Source organism: Vibrio sp. 10N.222.47.A9, from assembly GCF_963872585.1.
GTDB classification, from domain to species: Bacteria; Pseudomonadota; Gammaproteobacteria; order Enterobacterales; family Vibrionaceae; genus Vibrio; species Vibrio splendidus.
This window is the reverse complement of the sequence record NZ_CAWNBB010000020.1, coordinates 47,300-68,990: the sequence shown is the minus strand read 5'-3', so window position 1 is coordinate 68,990 and position 21,691 is coordinate 47,300. Positions and strand designations below refer to the sequence as shown.

General features: G+C 47.8%; 1 protein-coding gene. It reads right to left on the bottom strand.

From position 1 onward, the window contains the following. Positions 1 to 100: 100 nt before the first annotated feature. The gene (locus tag AACT19_RS03640; protein ID WP_076645293.1) at positions 101 to 21,619 is read right to left on the bottom strand and encodes a tandem-95 repeat protein; all 21,519 of its coding nucleotides are present in this window, start codon (positions 21,617 to 21,619) and stop codon (positions 101 to 103) included. Positions 21,620 to 21,691: the final 72 nt, after the last annotated feature.

Genomic DNA, 21,691 nt, shown 5'->3' with positions numbered 1-21,691 from the left:
AATGACTCTACATGGCTTTAATGAGGGCAACTTTACGCTGCCCTATCTACTTGTTGGTTTAGACTAAATGTCGGTTCAGACTAAAACTAAGCCCTCTCGATTAAATCGAGCTTTGGTCGAAGTCGTTGCCTTGATCGGTTCCAGTTTGAGAATCTGAATCGAAGCTTCCAGAGTCATCCGTGAAGTCAACACCTTGATCTTGACCACCTGAACTTGTCCAGTCGCTGCCTCCAGATTCCATACCCGCCATGTCCGGTTGCTGCTCTTGCGTAGAACCTTGCATGGTGTATTGATCATCGACCTCAACTTCAACAGAACCGCTAGCACCGTCTATTGAACTACCCAATTCGTCGTAACCTTGGAATTGGATCTCGCTAGTACCTTCATAACCTTCTGGAAGTTCAACGGATACAGGCTGCTCTAGGTTGCCACTGATTGTGAAGCTACCATCACCGTTATCCAGTGCGTTGCTCACAGTAGCGCCCTCAGGTAAGCCAGACATATCAGCGTAATCAACCGATTCGTTACCACTCACCTCATCTGGAATCGAGATAGAGATGGTATCGCCCGGTGCCGCGGTTACATCTGCTGTACTGTCTTCAGTTTCAGCATCTTGAGCTTGGTCATCAGCTTGTTGAGCCACTTCCACTTGTTGCTCTTCTGTTGCTTGAGCAGCTTGGACTTGTGGTTCATCACTTTGTACTGAATCATCTTCAACTTGGATGCTTAAGCTGTGACTTGATACTTCACCGCCGTCGTTAACTTCAACATTCATCGCTAAGTTGCCATCGAAGTCTTCGTTCGGCCAGTAAGTCCACTCACCTTCACCTGATTCGGCAAAGAAGCCAGCATCGTTCGCGTCTGCAACATCAACAACTTGTGCAGAATCACTCACGCCCAATTCATCCACCAGCTGTGCATCAGTGATAGTTAGTGAACCATCATCAGCTAAGGCATAACCTTCGCTCGCCGCAGCTTCATCTCCGCCTTGGATATCCACATTGAAGAAGCTTTCGATACGATTTTCGCCATCGGTCGCTATAAACCCAATTTGAACATCACCGGTGTAGTCTTCAGCAGGTGTGAATTGATAGTTACCTTGGTTATCGCTCTCAATTACACCCTGACCTTCCATCAAGCTTACTGACTCAATGCTCAAGCTCTCGCCTTCTGCATCGCTCAGGTTCGCTAACATGTCTTCATCAGTGAACGACAAGGTTGCATCCGCTGCGATTTCCGTCGTCGTGATGCTGTTAACTTCTGGTGCTGCATTCTCTTGCGAGTCGCCTTCTTTCACGACTACGCCAGTTTGCTCATCATGAAGCACGCCATCTTTATCAACTACGTACGCAATGTCTGCTTCGCCAGTAAAGCCTGGTGCTGGAGTGAACGTCCAAGTGCCATCGCCATTATCGACAATCTCACCTTGGCTGCGGTCGGCAAGATGAACCAGTTTCACTTCATCATCGCTGTCAGCATCCACATTCTCAGCCAAACCGATTAGGTCGTCCGCCGTTAGGATGATGGAATCACCCGCTACGGTTTCGAAATCACCAGAATCGATGCCATCTTCAAACGCTTCCGGCTCATCTCCGTAATCAACCGTTGTTGCGCTTACGGTTACGAAGAACTCACCATGGAAGTCTTCAGGAGGCGTCATTTGAATGTTTGAGATATCCCAATCGAACAGGTCGATGTATTGACCCGGCTCGGTGATCATCACGGTATTCACACCATCTGTTACCTCGAATCCAACAGGGAAACCTGTCATCACCAAGTTACTTAGTGTTTCTGAATCATCGACTAGGCCAACGTTCAGTCCCAAGTGACCCGTTTCATCTTCGCCGAAGACTAATGGGCCATCATGGTCAGTTGAAATAACCGCGCCATCTGCGACAGGACGTACGTACACAGGAACATCGAGAACCGTTTCGAACTCACCGTCACTCACGACAACTTGTAGGTCAGAAACACCCGCAAAGTCGCCTGTTGGTGTGAATGTCCAAGTACCATCACCGTTGTCTGTTACTTCTCCGCCATCTTCACCGTCTGCGGTGATAATGCGAGAAACAACAAGGTCAGCGGTATCAATGTCACCGAACAAGTTCATCAAGTCGCCAGCATCGAAGGTGAACGCGCCATCTTCGTCTGTGGTCATCATTGCGTTGCCGACATTGAATGGTGCGTCGTTAACCGGAATGACATCCACATTCAGCGAGCCATCAACCACTTCTTCGCCGTCAGTCGCTTGATAACCCAGTTCTACCAAGCCATTGAAGTCTTGCGTAGTCACTAAGTGATACATGCCGTCTGGTTGCTGAGTTAAGGTCGCATTCGCTGGAGCTCGAACTGTGATGCTTTCAATGCTGATCTCATCGCCATCAAGGTCTGTAACTTGATCCGCGATGTAAGCTGGGTCAATCACCATGACCACATCTTCTTCGCCTTGCATCTCAATCATTGGCGCTTCAGGTGCATCATTCACAGGCGTAACATCGATGTTGCCGTCGACTGAAATTGTCTCTTGGCCATCGCTAACGTTAAACGTCATTGGCACATCGCCATTGAAGTTTTCGTTTGGCGTAAATGACCAAGTACCATCTTCGTTGTCTAGCAACTCACCCAAGCTAGAGTCGATTTGTAGACCAGAAGCTGACAGCTCATCTGCGGTGTTATCGATGTCGGTAGCTTGAGCTAACAACATGTCTTGTGTGATAAGGATGGTGCTGTCTTCGGCTGTGGTTAGTTTCACATCCTCAGACTCTGGTCCATCGTTCACAGCCAGAACTTCGATACCTGCCGTTGTTGTTGCAGTTGCACCGTCATCATCGGTCACGACCACATCTAGGCTGATATCACCGTTAAAGTTCTCACTCGGCGTGAAGGTCACAGAACCATCATCGTTTTGAACCAATGCGCCGTCAGAGCCAGTGTAGGTCACGCTTTCAAGCGACACTTCACCATCAACGTCTGAGCTGTTCGCAATCAACTGCTCAGGGCTAATAGTAATCGTGCCATCTTCGTTCATTTGGTAAGAGGTAGAACCCGCCACTGGTGCATCATTCACATCCGTTACCGTCACATCAATATTGGCATCGACTGTCTCAGTGCCATCAGACACTGTGAAGCCTAGGTTGACATCGCCATTGAAGTTCTCGTTCGGAGCAAAGCTATAAGTGCCATCACCGTTATCAGTGAACACACCTTCTGCGCCCGTGTAAGACACATTCGAGATAGACAAGTCATCGCCGTCAATGTCTGCAGCGCCTGCTAGTAGGTCTGCATCCGTGAAGATTAGCGTTCCATCTTCCTCAACGGTAAAGTTTTGGTCTTCTGCTGTTGGTAGGTCATTGACTGGGTTAACCGTTAGGTCGACGCCAGCTTGAACAGTTTCAAGGCCATCTGAAACATCGAAGCTTAGGTCTATGTCTCCGTTGAAGTCAGCATCCGGAGTGATAGTAAATGAACCATCATCGTTCGCTGTTACGGTCGCATTGTCACCTGCAGATAGGTTGCTTGCGGTCAGTGCATCACCATCAACATCGGATGCGTTAGCCAGCAACTGCTCTTGAGATAGCGTAATTGAACCATCTTCATCAACCGAGTAAGCCACGTTTCCGGCCACTGGTGCGTCGTTAACTGCAATGACTTCAATACCAGCGGTAGTCTGAGCTGTCGCACCGTCGTCATCAATAACCGTCACATCAAGGTTGATGTCACCGTTAAAGTTTTCGTTTGGTGCGAACGTTACCGAACCATCTTCATTTTGAACCAAGATACCGTCTGCACCTGAGTAGCTCACGCTATCAAGCGACACTTCACCGTCCACATCGGAGCTATTAGCAATCAACTGCTCAGGGCTCAATGTGATGGTGCCATCTTCGTTCATTTGGTAAGACGTTGCGCCTGCCACTGGTGCATCGTTAACGTCTGTTACCGTTACGTCGATATTTGCATCAACCGTTTCTGTACCGTCAGATACCGAGAAGTCCAGACTTACGTCACCATTGAAGTTCTCGTTCGGTGCAAAGGTGTAAGTGCCATCGCCATTGTCGGTGAACACACCCTCTGCGCCAGTGTAAGACACATCGGCAACTGAAAGCTCATCACCATCAATATCAGAAGCACCCGCTAGCAGTTGCTCATCAGTAAAGGTAAGTGAACCGTCTTCTTCAATGGTGTAAGCGACATCTTCAACAACTGCGATGTCATTCACTGGATTCACAGTAAGGTCGGCCGTTGCAACAACTGTTTCAGTACCATCAGAAAGGTCGAAGCTTAGGTCAATATCACCATTGAAGTCGGCATCCGGAGTAATGGTAAATGAACCATCATCGTTTGCCGTAACGGTAGCGTTATCACCCGCGGTTAGGTTAGCCGCGGTAAGATCATCGCCGTCCAAATCCGATGCTTGAGCAAGCAGTTGCTCTTGGCTTAGCGTGATTGAACCATCTTCATCCACTGAGTAAGCCAAGTCACCTGACACTGGCGCGTCGTTAACCGCGATAACTTCAATACCCGCAGTGGTTTCAGCGGTTGCACCGTCTTCATCTGCAACGGTGACATCGAAGCTGACATTGCCGTTGAAGTTTTCATTTGGTGCGAAGCTGTAAGTACCATCACCATTGTCAGTAAAGATACCGTCTGCGCCTGAGTAGGAAACGTCGCTAACGGATACATCACCTTCAATGTCTGAGCTGTTCGCAAGAAGCTGTGCTTCAGAGATGGTAATCACGTTATCTTCGTCAACGCTGTAGGTCGTTGAACCTGCAACCGGCAAGTCATTAACAGCAATGACATCGATACCTGCGGTTGTTTCAGCGGTTGCGCCATCTTCATCCATAACAGATACATCAAGACTGATGTCACCGTTAAAGTTTTCGTTTGGAGCAAAGGTGTAAGTACCATCACCATTATCAGTGAATACACCATCAGTGCCGCTGTAGCTTACATCGCTGACAAACACTTCCCCTTCAACATCCGAGCTATTCGCCAGAAGTTGTGCATCGCTTAGCGTGATACTGCCGTCTTCTTCAACGCTGTAAGTTGTAGAACCTGCTACCGGTACGTCGTTGATTGGAACCACTTGAACATCAATATTCGCCGATACAACATCAGTGCCATCGCTGACATCGTAAGTTAGGTCGACATTACCATTGAAGTTCTCGTTTGGAGCGAAGGTGTAAGTGCCATCGCCATTATCCGTGAACACACCGTCGGTGCCTTCGTAATTAACCGACTCGACAGAAAGGTCATCGCCATCAATATCCGTTGCACCAGCCAATAGCTGTTCATCGGTAAAGGTCAGCGAGCCATCTTCATTAATGGTGTAGTCGTGGTCGTAAATAACCGAAAGGTCGTTAACTGCTGTTACAGTAACGTCTAGTTCCGCAGGCGTAACCCCGCCGTTGCCATCGTCCACGTTGTAACTAATCGAGAATTCACCATTGAAGTTCTCTTCCGGTGTAATGGTGTAAGTACCATCACCATTGTCAGTGATAAGAGCGTTCTCAATGGAAACATCTCCAACACTTGGTTCGTTTCCACCCGTCTCACCAGAGTCATCACCTTCATCGTCGGTTAGCAATTCAGAGATATCAATGCCGTTTTCATTCGCGAGCGCTTCTTCTGCCGTTGGTAAATCAAACGCATTCTCGCTGCCTACATCTTGGCTTGGAACAATAACGCCGTTCACGATATCAAATACATGCCAATGGTCACCTGATGGGTTATCAGATAAATCTGGGCTGAAGGTTTCAACCAATGTATCGCCTACAAATACCTGAACCTGTACATCTTCAACACCATCTACATCCCAACTTCTGCTGGTGTAGTTGTGTACTGAATAGTGCATGTCAGCATCTTGATAATTTGGAATAGTGATGGTTTCAGGACCACCGCCATTCGTGTCATCTACATCTTGCTGAACGACATTACCTTCACCCAAATCATGGCTCATGTCGCGATAGTAAATATGGTCTAGCTCACTGCCATTCTCTGTATCGTAGAGCCATAGGTGGTTGTCCATATCACGTGGGCTGTCACCCCATGTGACCACGATACGCATATCTGTTTCTTCAAGTACTTCGGATATAGCGGTTACGCCACCGTTGGTATCTTCGCCTGCTGGAACCAGGAAGCTGCTAGTAATAGAGCCTTCTTGTTCAATAGTGACGGTACCTTGGTCAACAACAGGACCGCTCACAGAGTAGTTACCGGATTGATCCGTCTCCGCTGTGTAAGAATGACCTGCGTTGTCGGTTAGCGTAACATCCGCACCTGCGATTGGATTGCCAGTTTCAGCATCCAACACTGTACCGGTTACGGTTGTTTCATCGCCTTGCTCTCCGATAATTGCGGTCATGTCATCGTCTTCGATGTCAGTCGCGAATTGTAGGAGCTCTTCTTGAGTAATGGTGTATGAACCGTCTTCTTCAATGGTTATCGCCACATCAGCAGAAACAATTGGCGCGTCGTTAACTGGGTCAACGGTCAAGCCTAAGTTAGCGGCAATTGGTGTGTCGCCATCGCTGATGCTGTAGGCAACATCGATGTAGCCATTGAAGTTTTCGCTTGGAGTGATTGAGAACGTGCCATCGCCATTGTCGACAATCGTTGCATCGTCACCCACTAAGGTTAAGTCGGAAGCGACAAGGTCATCGCCCTCAATATCAGCGGCATTCGCAAGTAACTGCTCCTGCGTGATAGTGATGACATTATCTTCATCAACGTTCGCGTAAACATCGGATGTCGTTGGCAAGTCATTGACTGGGTTTACCGTCAGATCGGCGTTCGCCACAATTGACTCAGTACCATCCGAAATATCAAAGCTTAGGTCGATATCGCCATTGAAGTTCGCATCTGGCGTTACCGTAAAGGTGCCATCGCCATTATCAACAACGGATGCATTATCGCCTGCGCTTAAGTTGCTTGCGGTCAGGTCATCGCCATCCACATCAGAGGCTTGAGACAGCAACTGCTCTTGAGTCAGAGTAATCGAACCATCTTCATCAATGCTGTAAGCCAAGTCACCCGATACTGGTGGATCGTTAATTGGAAGAACATCAATACTTGCGCTGGTGGCTACTGTCGCACCGTCTTCATCTGTCACCACTACATCTAGGCTAACATCGCCATCGAAGTTTGCGTTCGGTGCAAAGCTGAATGTGCCGTTACCGTTGTCAGTAAAGATGCCGTCAGCGCCTGTGTAAGTAACACTATCAATCGCCACTTCGCCTTCAATATCCGAAGCGTTCGCCAACAGTTGCTCTGCACTGATGGTGATAACGTCATCTTCGTTGACTGAGTAGCTGGTTGAGCCTGCGATTGGCGGATCGTTCACCTCAAGTACAGTGATTCCCGCGGTGGTCGCTTCTGTTGCCCCTTCTTCATCGGTAACAACAACCGCTAAGCTCACGTCACCATTGAAGTTCTCGTTTGGCGAGAAGGTGTAAGTGCCGTCACCGTTGTCTTCGAACACACCGTCACTGCCAGTGTAAGTCACGCTATCAATCGCAACCTCACCTTCAACATCTGAAGAGTTAGCTAATAGCTGTTCGTTACTGATCGTGATTGAGTTGTCTTCATGCACTGTGTAAGACGTGCTGCCCGCCACTGGTGGATCGTTCTCAGGCGTCACACTCACATCAATGTTGGCTTGAACCGTATCCGTGCCATCTGACACATCAAAGCTGAAGTTCACATCACCATTGAAGTTCTCGTTTGGCGCAAAGCTGTAGCTTCCGTCACCATTGTCGGTAAGCACACCATCAGCACCCGTGTATGTCACACCTTCGACTGTTAGGTCATCACCTTCAACATCCGTCGCACCCGTTAACAGGTCAGCGTCAGTGAAGTTAAGAACCCCATCTTCACCAATAGTGAATGCTTGGTCTTGTGGCTCTGGCGCATCATTGACAGGTGTTACCGTCAAGTCTAGGCCAGCCGCGACCATGTCTTCGCCATCGGTTACATCGTAACTAAATTCGATATTACCGTTGAAGTTTTCACTCGGTGTAATGGTGAAGCTGCCATCGTCGTTCATTTGAACGGTCGCATTTTCATCATTGGTGGTTAGGTTGATTGCTGATAGGTCATTACCATCAATGTCAACAGCGTGCTCTAGCAACTGCTCTTGAGTTAGCGTGATGCTGTTGTCTTCGGCTGTCACAGCACTGATATCACCATCAACTTCTGGAGCATCGTTCGCTGGCGAGATATGAATCGTCACATCTTGGGTTGCCGTCGCGGTGGTGCCCGTATCAACATCAGTCGATGTCGCATTCACGGTTAGAACCACATCACCATTGAAGTCACCTGAAGGGATAAACTCTAGCCCTTCTAGCTCGCCTGGTTGCAATGACCATGTGCCATCACCGTTATCGGTACCTGCAGAAAGCGAGCTGCCTTCCGGCACGTCTTCAATCAAGATAGCAAGGTTTTCTGAGCCATCGGTATCGGTTAGAGCGGCATCAATATCGAGTGGTACAGGTGTATCTTCGGTACCAATGATTTGGTATTCCGCGTCAGACACTGTGATTTCAATGTTATCGATGCCAAACGACTCATCACTCACACCTTGGTTCAAGGTTGAACCGAAGCCTAACTCAAGTTGGCCATCTTCGACGGGTACCGTTAGGTTGATTTGGTGTGCTTGGTCGTTCCAACCACTAAAGCCTTCACCTTGCGACACGCCGTGAACAACTTCACCCACTTCATTGCCCGCTGAATCGTACAACGTTGTCGTGCCATCTTGAGTTTGGAACGCCGAGTTGTCTAACGAAGTAAGCTCTTCGCCGCCGACAAAGATTTGGAATGACTCACCATCCCAAGAATCAATTTCGTAGAAACTGAACGAGATATTAACTTCGCTCACATCACTTGGAATGTCGTAAGTTTTGCTGACAGCTTCATCGCCACCAGTGCCACCAATACGACCTAGCATGTCACCTGATTCAAAGCCTTGTGAGCTTTCAGTACCGGTATTCCAACCGTTTGAGCCAGACTCGAAGTTGTCTGAAGCAATGACCAAGTCAGACGCAATCGACAGCTCTGGCATATCAACCACAGATTGAACATCAATCGTCGCTTCTGCTGGAACTGTCGCTGTACCGTCATTCACGTCGAACGTCACGTTCACATTGCCGTCGAAGTTTTCATTCGGTGCGAATGTGTAAGTACCGTCGCCGTTATCAACCAAAGTACCGCTATCTGAAGCCACATTTTCAACCGATAGGTTATCGCCATCAATGTCGCCCGCATTTTGCAGCAGTTGCTCTTCTGTAAAGGTAAAGCTGGTGTCTTCTTGAGTCACAAACTGTGGCTCACCGACCGTTGGCAAGTCATTGACAGGGTTAACGGTAAGATCAGCCGTTGCTTGAAGCGTCGCATCACCATCGGTAATGTCGAAGTTCAAATCAATGTCGCCATTGAAGTTAGCATCTGGTGTGATAGTAAAGCTACCGTCATCGTTTGCAGTGACGGTCGCATCACCACCAACGGTCAGGTTAGCCGCTGTTAAGTCATCGCCGTCAACATCACTCGCTTGAGCAAGTAATTGCTCTTGGCTCAAGGTAATTGAACCATCTTCGTCCACGCTGTACGCCAAGTCACCCGATACTGGAGCATCATTAACAGGCAGAACATCAATGCTTGCGTTGGTTGCTACGGTTGCGCCTTCTTCATCAGTAACGACAACATCAAGGCTTACATCGCCATCGAAGTTAGCGTTTGGTGCGAAGCTGAATGTTCCGTCACCATTGTCGGTAAATATACCGTCTGAGCCTGTGTAGTTAACGCTATCAATCGCCACTTCACCTTCGATATCAGAAGCGTTCGCCAACAGTTGCTCTGAACTGATGGTGATAACTTCGTCCTCGTTGACTGAGTAGCTCGTTGAGCCTGCGATTGGTGGATCGTTCACCTCAAGTACAGTAATACCCGCGGTGGTCGCTTCAGTTGCGCCCTCTTCATCGGTAACGACAACATCAAGGCTAACTTCGCCGTTGAAGTTTTCGTTTGGCGAGAAGGTGTAAGTACCGTCACCATTGTCTTCAAAGACACCGTCAGCGCCAGTGTAAGTCACGCTGTCAACGGCCACATCACCTTCAATGTCCGAAGAGTTAGCAAGTAACTGTTCGTCGCTGATGGTAATTGAGTTGTCTTCATGAACGGTGTAAGACGTGCTACCTGCAACCGGTGGATCATTCTCTGGTGTCACGCTGACATCAATGTTGGCTTGAACCGTATCCGTGCCATCTGACACATCAAAACTGAAGTTCACATCACCATTGAAGTTCTCGTTTGGCGCAAAGCTGTAGCTTCCGTCGCCATTATCAGTAAGAACACCGTCCGCACCTGTGTAAGTAACGCCTTCAACCGATAGGTCATCCCCATCAATGTCGGTCGCCCCTGTCAGCAAGTCTTCGTCAGTGAAGTTCAAGATGCCGTCTTCGCCAATGCTGAACGTTTGGTCTTGTGGTTGTGGAAGGTCATTAACTGGATTGACGGTTAGGTCAGCCGTCGCAACAAGCGTATCTGTACCGTCGCTAATGTCGAACGTTAGGTCAATGTCACCATTGAAGTTCGCATCTGGCGTAATGGTAAAGCTGCCGTCATCGTTAGCAACAACCGTCGCGTCTCCATCAACAATCAAGTTAGAAGCAGTAAGGTCGTCTCCGTCTACATCGCTTGCTTGAGAAAGAAGCTGCTCTTGGCTCAAGGTAATCGAACCGTCTTCCTCAACACTGTATGCCAGGTCGCCTGATACTGGTACGTCGTTGATTGGTAATACATCAACCGTAATAAACGTATCAACTTGAGCGCCGTCTTCATCTTGAATGGTCACATCCAACTGCACTTGGCCGTTGAAGTTTTCATTCGGAGCGAAGCTACATGTACCGTCACCATTGATTGAGAAGATACCGTCTGGGCCATCGTAGTTGATCTCAACAAGCTCAACATCACCTTCAATATCAGAAGCGTTCAGCAGAACTTGAGACTCATTGAAAGTCAGTACTGAATCTTCATCGATGGTGTATGACGTTGGGCCAGCAACTGGCGGATCGTTCACCTCAAGGACAGTAATACCCGCCATTGTTGCTTCGGTCGCGCCATCTTCATCCGTCACGACAACATCTAGGCTAACTTCGCCATTAAAGTTCTCGTTTGGCGAGAAGGTGTATGTACCGTCACCGTTGATTTCCAGAACACCGTCGCTACCACTGTAAGTCACGTTATCAATTGCGACTTCGCCTTCGATATCCGAAGAGTTCGCTAGCAGTTGTTCGTTACTGATCGTAATAGAGTTGTCTTCATGAACCGTGTAAGACGTACTACCCGCAACCGGAGGGTCATTCTCTGGCGTCACGCTTACATCAATGTTAGCGGTTACCGTATCGGTACCATCTGATACATTGAACGAGAAGTTCACATCGCCATTGAAGTTTTCGTTTGGAGCGAAGCTGTATGTGCCATCGCCATTGTCGGTTAGGACACCATCTGCGCCAGTGTAAGTTACACCTTCAACACTTAGGTCGTCCCCTTCAATGTCCGTTGCACCTGTTAATAGGTCTTGGTCATTGAAGGTTAACACGCCATCTTCGCCGACTGTGAATGCCTGGTCTTGTGCTTCTGGACCATCGTTCACTGGTGAAACCGTTAACTCCAGATTGGTAGAGACAACATCATCACCATCAGACACATCAAACGTAAAGCTAACATCGCCATTGAAGTCAGCATCTGGCGTTAATGTGTACGTACCATCACCGTTATCTGTGATAGTTACGCTCTCATCATTGGTTGCTAAATTCAGAGCCGTCAGCTGGTCGCCATCGAGATCACGAGCATTAGCTAACAAGTCTTCTTGCGTAATGGTGATAGAACCATCTTCTTCTACTGTTGCTGCAACAGGCAGCGCTTCAGGTGCGTGCTCAATGTGCGCGCCTGTCGCATTAATGTAGATGGTTTGAGAGACCGTTTCAGAATCATCATTCGATAGCTCTGTTGCGGTTGCAGTTACATGAACTTCAAGCTGTTCGTTGAAGTCTTCTGGTAACTGGATTTGTAGTGAATTTTCGATAGCCGTTGTCGGTAAGTTCACCGTACCATCAGGGCCAACGGTCACTTCACCGCTGTAGATTTGGCTGTTCACTTCACCCACATCGATTGTGAAGTTGAAATCTGTGTAGTCAGCATCACCGCCGCCATACAAATCTTCAAAGCCGTAAACCAGTTCGCCGTCTTCATTAACCGTCGTGCGAGTATGTTCGATACCATCTTGGTTTAGCTGAGAGCTTGAACCACCATGGAAGATCGCGTCACCATTCTGCCCTTGCACCACGGTTTCAGTGCCATCAGCAGCAACAAAGACAAGTTGAGGATCAACCGTATCCATGTTCGCTGGTGAACCATCCTCAGCACGGAACTCGTACTGACCGTCTTGCATCGCGTCAAAGTCATTGTGTTGATGCCCGTTTGGAATTAAGAACAGGTTAAAACTCTCACCTTCCTCGACTTGGAAGCTGAACTGATCTTGCCCAGGGACAAGGTCACCGCCGCCACCCACTTGTGATGCATTCTCGTAGACAACTTCAACACCTGTAATGTTGCCGTCTTCATCGACTTTGTAGTAACCCGCTGCGTTTTGGTATCCCGCGGTTTCACCTTCAAACGTTACTGTGATTTCAGTATCGTTGTAACTGGTGATACCGTTTTCTTGGTCATTCAGAACGCCTTCATTATCGTATTGAATAACCGAACCTTCTGGAACACCATCCACCGTTACCGTCAGTGTTTCTGATAGATCTTGGTCTACTAGCGCAGCCGCAATATTAAGCTCAACAATGCCGCCTGGCTCAACCAAAATAGCTTGGTCATCAACATTAACGCCGTCGCCATCGGTTATCACAAGATCCGGCGCATCCGCAACTGCTTCAATATGGACGTTGAGGTCTTGTTCAACCTCATCCGTACCGTCTGTCACAGTAAAGCTGAACTGCAGATCACCACTGAAATGCTCTTCAGGAACGAAGCTAAACGTGCCGTCACCATTGTCGGTGACAGTGCCTTCATCGCCAGAGTAATTGATGCTAGTAACGCTTAGGTCGTCACCATCAATATCAATCGCACCACTCAACAGGTCTTCTTGAGTGAACAGGATGCTGCCATCCTCTTCGATGTGGTACATGCCTGGGGCAACAATTGGAATGTCATTCACCGGATTCACGGTCAATGTCATATCATTAGACGTGCTCAGTTCACCGTCGCTCACCTCATAAGTGAATGCAATATCACCGTTGAAGTTTTCAGAAGGTGTCACTGTGTACGTGCCATCACCATTGTCTACAATGCTGGCGTTCGCATCATTGGTTTCAAGCGAAGAAGCAAATAGCTGATCGCCATCTTGGTCGCTCGCGTTCTCCAACAGCATTTCTTGTGTAACGAGGATTGAACCATCTTCGTCGACATCTGCCACCATTGGCGTCGCTTCTGGCGCATCGTTGACGAACTCAACTTTTAGGTCGATGTTTGCGGCAACCACGTCAGTGCCATCGCTCACATCAAACGCTAAGTCAACGTTACCGAAGAAGCCCTGCTCTGGTGTTAATGTGTATGTTCCGTCGCCATTGTCTGTGACTCCTACCGTGTCGCTTGCACTCGTCACATTCACAACTGACAGTTCATCACCTTCAACGTCTGTCGCCTGTGCCAGTAACTCAGCTTCGGTAATAGTAATCGCTTGACCATCTTCCGTAGTGAAAGACATGTCTGGAACGTCTGGCGCATCATTGATTGGATTGACGGTTAGGTTGAGGTCAGCGACAACAGTTTCGATTGCGTCAGTGACATCGTAAGTAAATTCAATCTCACCAAAGAAGTCTGCACTTGGTGTGATAGTGAAACTACCGTCTGAGTTTTCGACTATCACAGCATTTGGATCGTTGGTCGCAAAGTTAACCGCTTCAAGGTTATCGCCATCCACATCGGTTGCATTCGCTAACAGATCCTCTTGAGTGATAGTGATTGACCCATCTTCATCAACAGCGGCTTCAATTGGGCCACTAACCTCTGGGCCATCGTTGACAATTTCAACGTCGACTGTTGCAGTGCTTGGCGCGCTTGCTTGACCATCACTGATATCGAAGGTCAGATTCACTTCACCAGAGAAGTCTTCTGCAGGCTCGAAGGTGAACGTGTTATCGCCATTATCCGTTAACGTACCTTGCGTTTGGTCTGCGAGTAATAGGTTTTCAACATGAAGAATGTCGCCATCAACATCGGTCGCACCAGACAATAGGTCTTTCGCTTCGATGATCATGGAGCCGTTTTCAAGCATTTGGGTGTGCAATGGCTCACCAGGAACTGGCACATCATTGACCGGTACAACCGTTAGGTCTAGGTGCGTTGCAACTTCATCAGTACCATCAAACACCTTGTAGTCGATGTCGATTTCACCATTGAAGTTTTCATTCGGCATGAAGGTAAACGTACCATCGCCGTTGTCGACCAAGTCACCGTTATCACCACCGTAAGTGATGTCAGAAATAGACAGCGTATCGCCTTCCACATCAGTGGTGTTCGCTAGTAAGTCATCTGCACTGAACGTGATACCTTCATCTTCATCTGTCGATAGAACAATCGGACCAGAAACGATTGGCGCATCATTCACCGATTCGAAGTTGATATTAATGATGTTGCTGTCTGTTAGCTCACCATCGGTAACTTGGTAACCGAGTTCGATTTCACCATGGAAGTTTTCATCCGGTGTTACCGTCCAAGTACCATCACCATTATCGGTGAGTGTTGCATGCTCTGAGTTTTCACCCACTAGCTCTAGATTTTCAATATCAAGGTCGTCGCCATCAATATCAGATGCTTGCGCCAGTAGTTGCTCTTCGGTAATCACAACCGAAGCAAACTGGGCAGAACCATCGGTATCGACAGTAATATTCGGAAGATCAGCCGTTAGTTCGATTTCGTTGTCACCCGCATGGATGTTCAACTCAACCGTTTCGGTGATTTCTGAACCGTCTACACCAATCGATGTAAACACCGCTTCATCATGAAATGTTTGTGACACTGTCATGTTTTGAACGACGTAAGTACCATTACCTTGCACGGTACCAAGCTCAAAGTAAGACACTGGTTGATCAACCGTTAGCGTGTAATCTGTCTCGAAAGTACCACGGTCTTCTTTGTGGTAAGTCATCGAGTCAATTAGGTCGCCCTCCTCATTGAACGCTTTGATTTCGACTTCTGTAAAATGACGAGACTCTTCCATGAACCAACCACCCAAACCATCTAGGTGGAAACTGATTTCATTGATGTCTTGACCTTCAACCGAAACAGTCAGTTTCTCATCACCACTCAGGCCTTGACGGTCTGTATCACCAAGTCCGTGACCAATGTGGGTGTTACCATTCCAGGCACCAAGAGGGTCATCGTTACTTTGAACGGTTACCGTTAAGTCACCATCTGAGAACTCACGCGTATAAGGGTCAACTTCTGTACCCCAATCATCCACACTCGCGTTATCGTCAAACGTACCAATTTGTGTGGTGTGTGTACCTTCAGCCAATGCTTCATCACTAGGAACAAAGCGTACTTCGGTATCTGCAGGAACTTCTTGTCCTACTTCCAGTACCACCCATTCGTCATTCACATTCGCTTCAATGATGCCGTTTTCTGGCGCTTGGTCTAAACGTAGTGCAGGTTCTTCACGAAGCGTCACACCAACCGTTTGGTCTTCTTGCGCTTGAATGAAGATCTCTTCGCCCGCTTCCGGCGCATCGTTGACAGGATTAACCGTCAAGTCGAGTGTCGTCAGAACTTCATTCTCACCATCACTGATGCTGTATGTGAAATCCAACTCGCCATTGAAGTTTTCTGTGTGCGTTATGGTGAATGAACCATCGTCATTAGTAACAATTGTCGCATCTGGATCGTTGGTTTGTAGGTTAGTTGCCGTTAACTCATCACCTTCAACATCGGTTGCGTTTGCAAGCAGCTGCTCTTGAGTAATAGTGATGGAATTATCTTCGTCTACCTCTGCCTGAATGCCCGAAGTTTCAGGTCCATCATTCACAGCAATAACATCGATGCCAGCAGTTGTGGTTACGGTTGCACCGTCTTCGTCAACGACAACAACATCTAGTGAAATATCACCATCGAAGTTTTCATTTGGCGTAAAGGTGTAAGTACCATTGCCATTATCAACAAAAGAGCCGTCATCACCGGAGTACGATACTCCAGACAGTGATACATCGCCTTCTACATCGGAAGAGTTTGCCAATAGTTGCTCATCACTGATCGTGATTTGGCCATCTTCTTGAACTGTGTAAGATGTCGAGCCCGCAACCGGTGGATCATTCTCAGGCGTTACACTGACATCAATAACAGCTGATGTTGAATCAGTACCGTCAGAGACATTGAACGAGAATTGAACATCACCATTGAAGTTCTCGTTTGGAGCAAAGCTATATGTGCCGTCGCCATTATCGCTAAGAACACCATCCGCACCTGTGTAGAGCACGTTTTCAATCGACAGTTCATCACCATCAACATCCGACGCGCCTGCAAGCAGGTCAGCATCGGTGAAGAGTAAGGTACCGTCTTCTTCAATCGTGAACTGTTGATCTTGCGCTTGTGGCAAGTCATTAACCGGATTCACGGTAATGTCTAGGCCAACTTGAACTGAACCACCATCGTTATCGATGATATCGAAGTTCAGATCTAGGTCACCGTTGTAATCTGCGTTCGGTGTGATGGTGTAGCTGCCATCATCATTATGTTGGATGGTCGCATTTTCATCAGTAAATAGATTGATAGCTTCTAAGTTGTCGCTATCAATATCACCTGCTCTTGCTAGCAATTGCTCTTGGCTTAGCGTGATGGAGCTATCTTCATTGATGGTGTAAGCCAAATCACCCGATACTGGCGCATCATTGATTGGCAATACATCAACGTTAATGTGTGTTTCAACCGTTGCGCCATCTTCATCTTGAATGGTCACACCCAGTTGAACCTGACCATTAAAGTTTTCATTGGGTGCAAAGCTGCATGTACCATCACCATTTACAGTGAAGATACCGTCAGAGCCATCGTAGTTAATGCCAACAAGTTCTACATCGCCTTCGATATCCGAAGCATTCACAAGAATCTGAGATTCACTGAACGTCAGAACCGAATCTTCGTCAATGGTGTATGACGTTGGACCCGCAACCGGTGGATCATTCACTTCTAGAACGGTGATGCCCGCAGTGGTTTCATCAATCGAACCGTCTTCATCGGCAACAATAACGTCAAGGCTGATATCACCATTGAAGTTTTCATTGGGAAGGAAGGTGTAACTGCCGTCACCATTATCTTGGAACACACCATCTGTGCCGCTGTAAGTGACGCTGTCAACCGACACTGCACCTTCAACGTCAGAAGAGTTTGCTAGCAACTGTTCATCAGAAATTGTGATGGCATTGTCTTCATTGACCATGTATGAGGTTGAACCCGCAACTGGCGGATCGTTCTCAGGAGTCACACTCACATCAATGTTAGCGCTGACTGTTTCTGTGCCATCAGACACATCGAAACTGAAGTTCACATCGCCATTGAAGTTTTCATTTGGCGCAAAGGTATAAGTACCATCACCGTGGTCGGTCAGTACGCCATCACCACCCGTATAGCTAATACCTTCAACGGTTAAGTCGTCGCCATCAATATCGGTGGCACTGGTAAGTAAGTCGGCATCTGTAAATTGAAGCGTACCGTCTTCTGCAATACTGAATTGTTGGTCTTGAGGAACCGGCAAGTCATTAACTGGGTTAACAGTAAGATCGGCGGTTGCTTGAACTGTGTCAGTACCATCAGTGATGTTGAATTGAATATCAATGTCACCATTGAAGTTCGCATCTGGTGTGATGGTGAAACTGCCGTCATCGTTAGCTACAACCGTCGCATCACCACCAACCGTTAAGTCGCTCGCGGTTAGGTCTTCACCTTCAACATCAGATGCTTGAGACAACAGCTGATCTTGGCTCAGTGTGATTGAACCATCTTCGTTAACGTTGTAAGCCAAATCACCGGATACTGGCGCATCATTGATTGGCAATACGTCAACATTGATGACGGTTTCAACCTCTGCACCATCTTCATCACGAATGGTGACATCAAGCTGAACTTGGCCATTAAAGTTCTCATTCGGAGCGAAGCTACAAGTGCCATCACCATTTACTGAGAAGATACCCTCAGGGCCATCGTAGCTAATACCAACAAGCTCAACATCCCCTTCTACATCTGAGGCATTAAGTAGCACTTGTGATTCACTGAAGGTCAACACTGAGTCTTCATCAATGGTATAAGACGTTGGGCCAGCAACCGGCGGATCGTTCACTTCAAGAACATTGATGCCCGCGGTCGTTGCATCGGTCGCACCCTCTTCATCAGCAACCACCACATCAAGTGCAATTTCACCGCTGAAGTTCTCATTTGGCGAGAAGGTGTAAGTGCCGTTACCATTGATTTCAAGGACACCGTCACTACCAGAGTAAGTCACGCTGTCTATCGATACATCACCTTCAATATCTGAAGATGTTGCCAATAGTTGTGCATCAGAAATGGTAATCGAATTGTCTTCATTCACCGTGTAGGACGTTGAACCCGCAACTGGCGGATCATTCTCAGGAGTCACGTTTACATCAATGTTTGCAGACACGGTATCGGTACCGTCTGACACATCGAAGCTAAAGCTTACATCACCATTGAAGTTTTCGTTTGGAGCAAAGCTGTATGAGCCCTCACCCAGGTCAGTCAGTACGCCATCAGTACCTTCATAAGTGATACCTTCAACCGTTAAATCATCACCCTCAATATCGGTTGCACCGGTTAGCAGATCTGCATTAGTAAACTGCAGCGTACCGTCTTCTTCAATGCTGAACTGTTGATCTTGAGGTACTGGCAGGTCATTGATTGGGTTAACGGTTAGGTCAGCTGAAGCTTGAACCGTATTATTGCCATCAGAGATATCGAAGCTGATATCGATGTCGCCATTGAAGTTCTCATCTGGCGTGATCGTGAAGCTGCCGTCCTCGTTTTGAGTAACGGTTGCATCACCACCAACTGTTAGTCCGCTAGCAGTAAGGTCATCGCCTTCCACGTCAGATGCTTGAGAAAGCAACTGCTCTTGGCTTAGGCGAATCGAACCGTCTTCGTCGATTGAGTACGCTAGGTCGGCAGACACTGGCGCATCATCAACCGCCGTCACACTCACATCGATGTTCGCAGAGACCGTATCGGTACCATCTGATATATCAAAACCGAAGTTTACATCGCCATTGAAGTTTTCGTTTGGAGCAAAGGTGTAAGTACCATTACCGTTGTCAGTAAGAATACCGTCGCCACCATCGTAGGTCACACTTTCAACCGTTAGGTTATCGCCTTCAATGTCCGTTGCACCTGTTAACAGGTCAGCATCTGTGAAGATTAACGTACCGTCTTCTTCCACGCTGAACTGTTGGTTTTGAGGCACTGGCAGGTCATTAACTGGGTTAACGGTTAGGTCAGCTGAAGCTTGAACGGTATTGGTGCCATCTGAGATATCGAAGCTGATATCGATGTCGCCATTGAAGTTCTCATCTGGCGTAATCGTGAAGCTGCCATCATCGTTTTGAGTAACGGTTGCATCACCACCAACCGTTAGGCCGCTGGCCGTCAGGTCATCGCCTTCTACGTCAGATGCTTGAGAAAGCAGCTGTTCTTGGCTCAAACGAATCGAGCCGTCTTCGTCAATTGAGTAAGCTAGGTCACCTGATACTGGCGCATCATCAACCGCCGTAACACTCACATCAATATTCGCAGAGACCGTATCGGTGCCATCTGACACATCAAAGCCGAAGTTTACGTCACCATTGAAGTTTTCATTCGGAGCGAAAGTGTAAGTACCATTACCGTTGTCAGTAAGAATGCCGTCGCCGCCATCGTAGGTCACACCTTCAACAGTAAGGTTGTCTCCTTCAATGTCCGTTGCACCGGTTAACAGGTCGGCATCAGTGAAGATTAACGTACCATCTTCTTCAACGCTGAACTGTTGATCTTGAGGTACTGGCAGGTCATTAACTGGGTTAACGGTTAAATCGGCAGAAGCTTGAACTGTGTTAGTGCCATCAGAGATATCAAAGCTGATATCGATGTCGCCATTGAAGTTCTCATCTGGCGTAATCGTGAAGCTGCCGTCATCGTTAGCTACAACTGTTGCATCACCACCAACCGTTAGGCCGCTAGCCGTAAGGTCATCGCCCTCTACGTCAGAAGCTTGTGATAGCAATTGCTCTTGGCTTAAACGGATAGAACCGTCTTCATCGATTGAGTACGCTAGGTCACCAGACACAGGTGCATCATCAACGGCAGTTACGCTCACATCGATGTTTGCAGAGACCGTATCGGTGCCATCTGACACATCAAAACCGAAGTTTACGTCACCATTGAAGTTTTCGTTTGGAGCGAATGTGTAAGTACCATTACCGTTGTCGGTAAGAATACCGTCGCCACCATCGTAGGTCACGCCTTCAACAGTAAGGTTATCACCTTCGATGTCCGTTGCGCCTGTTAACAGGTCTGCATCAGTAAAGATGAGCGTGCCATCTTCCTCTATTTCAAACGTTTTATCTTCAGGAACCGGCGCGTCATTAATCGGACGTACCGTTAAATCAATTGCGCTGCTAATCGTTTCTTGGCCGTCACTGATGTCGAAAGTAAGGTCAAGTTCACCATTGAAGTCAGCTGAAGGAACTACTGTGAAAGTACCATCACCATTGTCTTGAACGGTTGCATCAGCACCAACTTGAACGTTAGATGCAACCAGTTCGTCCCCATCTACATCACTTGCGTATTCGAGTAATTGTTCTTGAGTGAATGTTATGGAGCCATCTTCATCCATGATGTAAGCCAGATTTTGTTCTGCTTCTGGCGCATCATTTTCACTTTCTACTTGGATTTTGAACGTTTCGCTTACTGTTTCAGAATCAAAGTCATCCTCTACTTCACTGATGGTCTCTTCATCTGAAGCTTGAACATCAACGGCAAATGTCTCTTCGACTGTCTGTGAATCGAGGTCGTCACCGACTTGTTGCTCACCCGATTCAGAAGATGTAGAACTCGACGCTGCAGAGGTACGTGCAGCTTGGCCTTGTTCTTCATTACCTTCAGCGTCTGCTCCACCTGTCGCAGACTCTGCGTTATCGCCACCTACTGCTTGAGCGCCAGCACCTGCTCCGCCACCACTGCCAGCAGCATTGTCCGATCCAGCTTCCGAAGCCGCACCACCGACTACATTGGATTGTGCTGCGTCTGAATCTCCATCGCTTTCTGGCGTCTCGTCTTGAACAGCCGCACCAGAAGCCGACGCATCTTCAGCATTACCTGCGCCACTCGGATTGTCTTCTAAAGCCTGATTAACCTCGTCGGCCGCATCCGTGTTTTCAGCACCCGTCGCTATTGTCGACGCAATCGTATTCTGTTGATTTTGTTGATTCTGCTGTTGGGAGGGCGTACCCGCGTCGTTCGTGTCCGTTTGTTCTACCGCGTCATTTAGATCTTCATTTTGGTTGTTTTGGTTATTTTCGCCTGCCATTACAGCCTCCGTTGCTACTAGCTAACTGATCGTATTTAGAGGCATTAAAGGACACCATTTTGAAAAACCAAG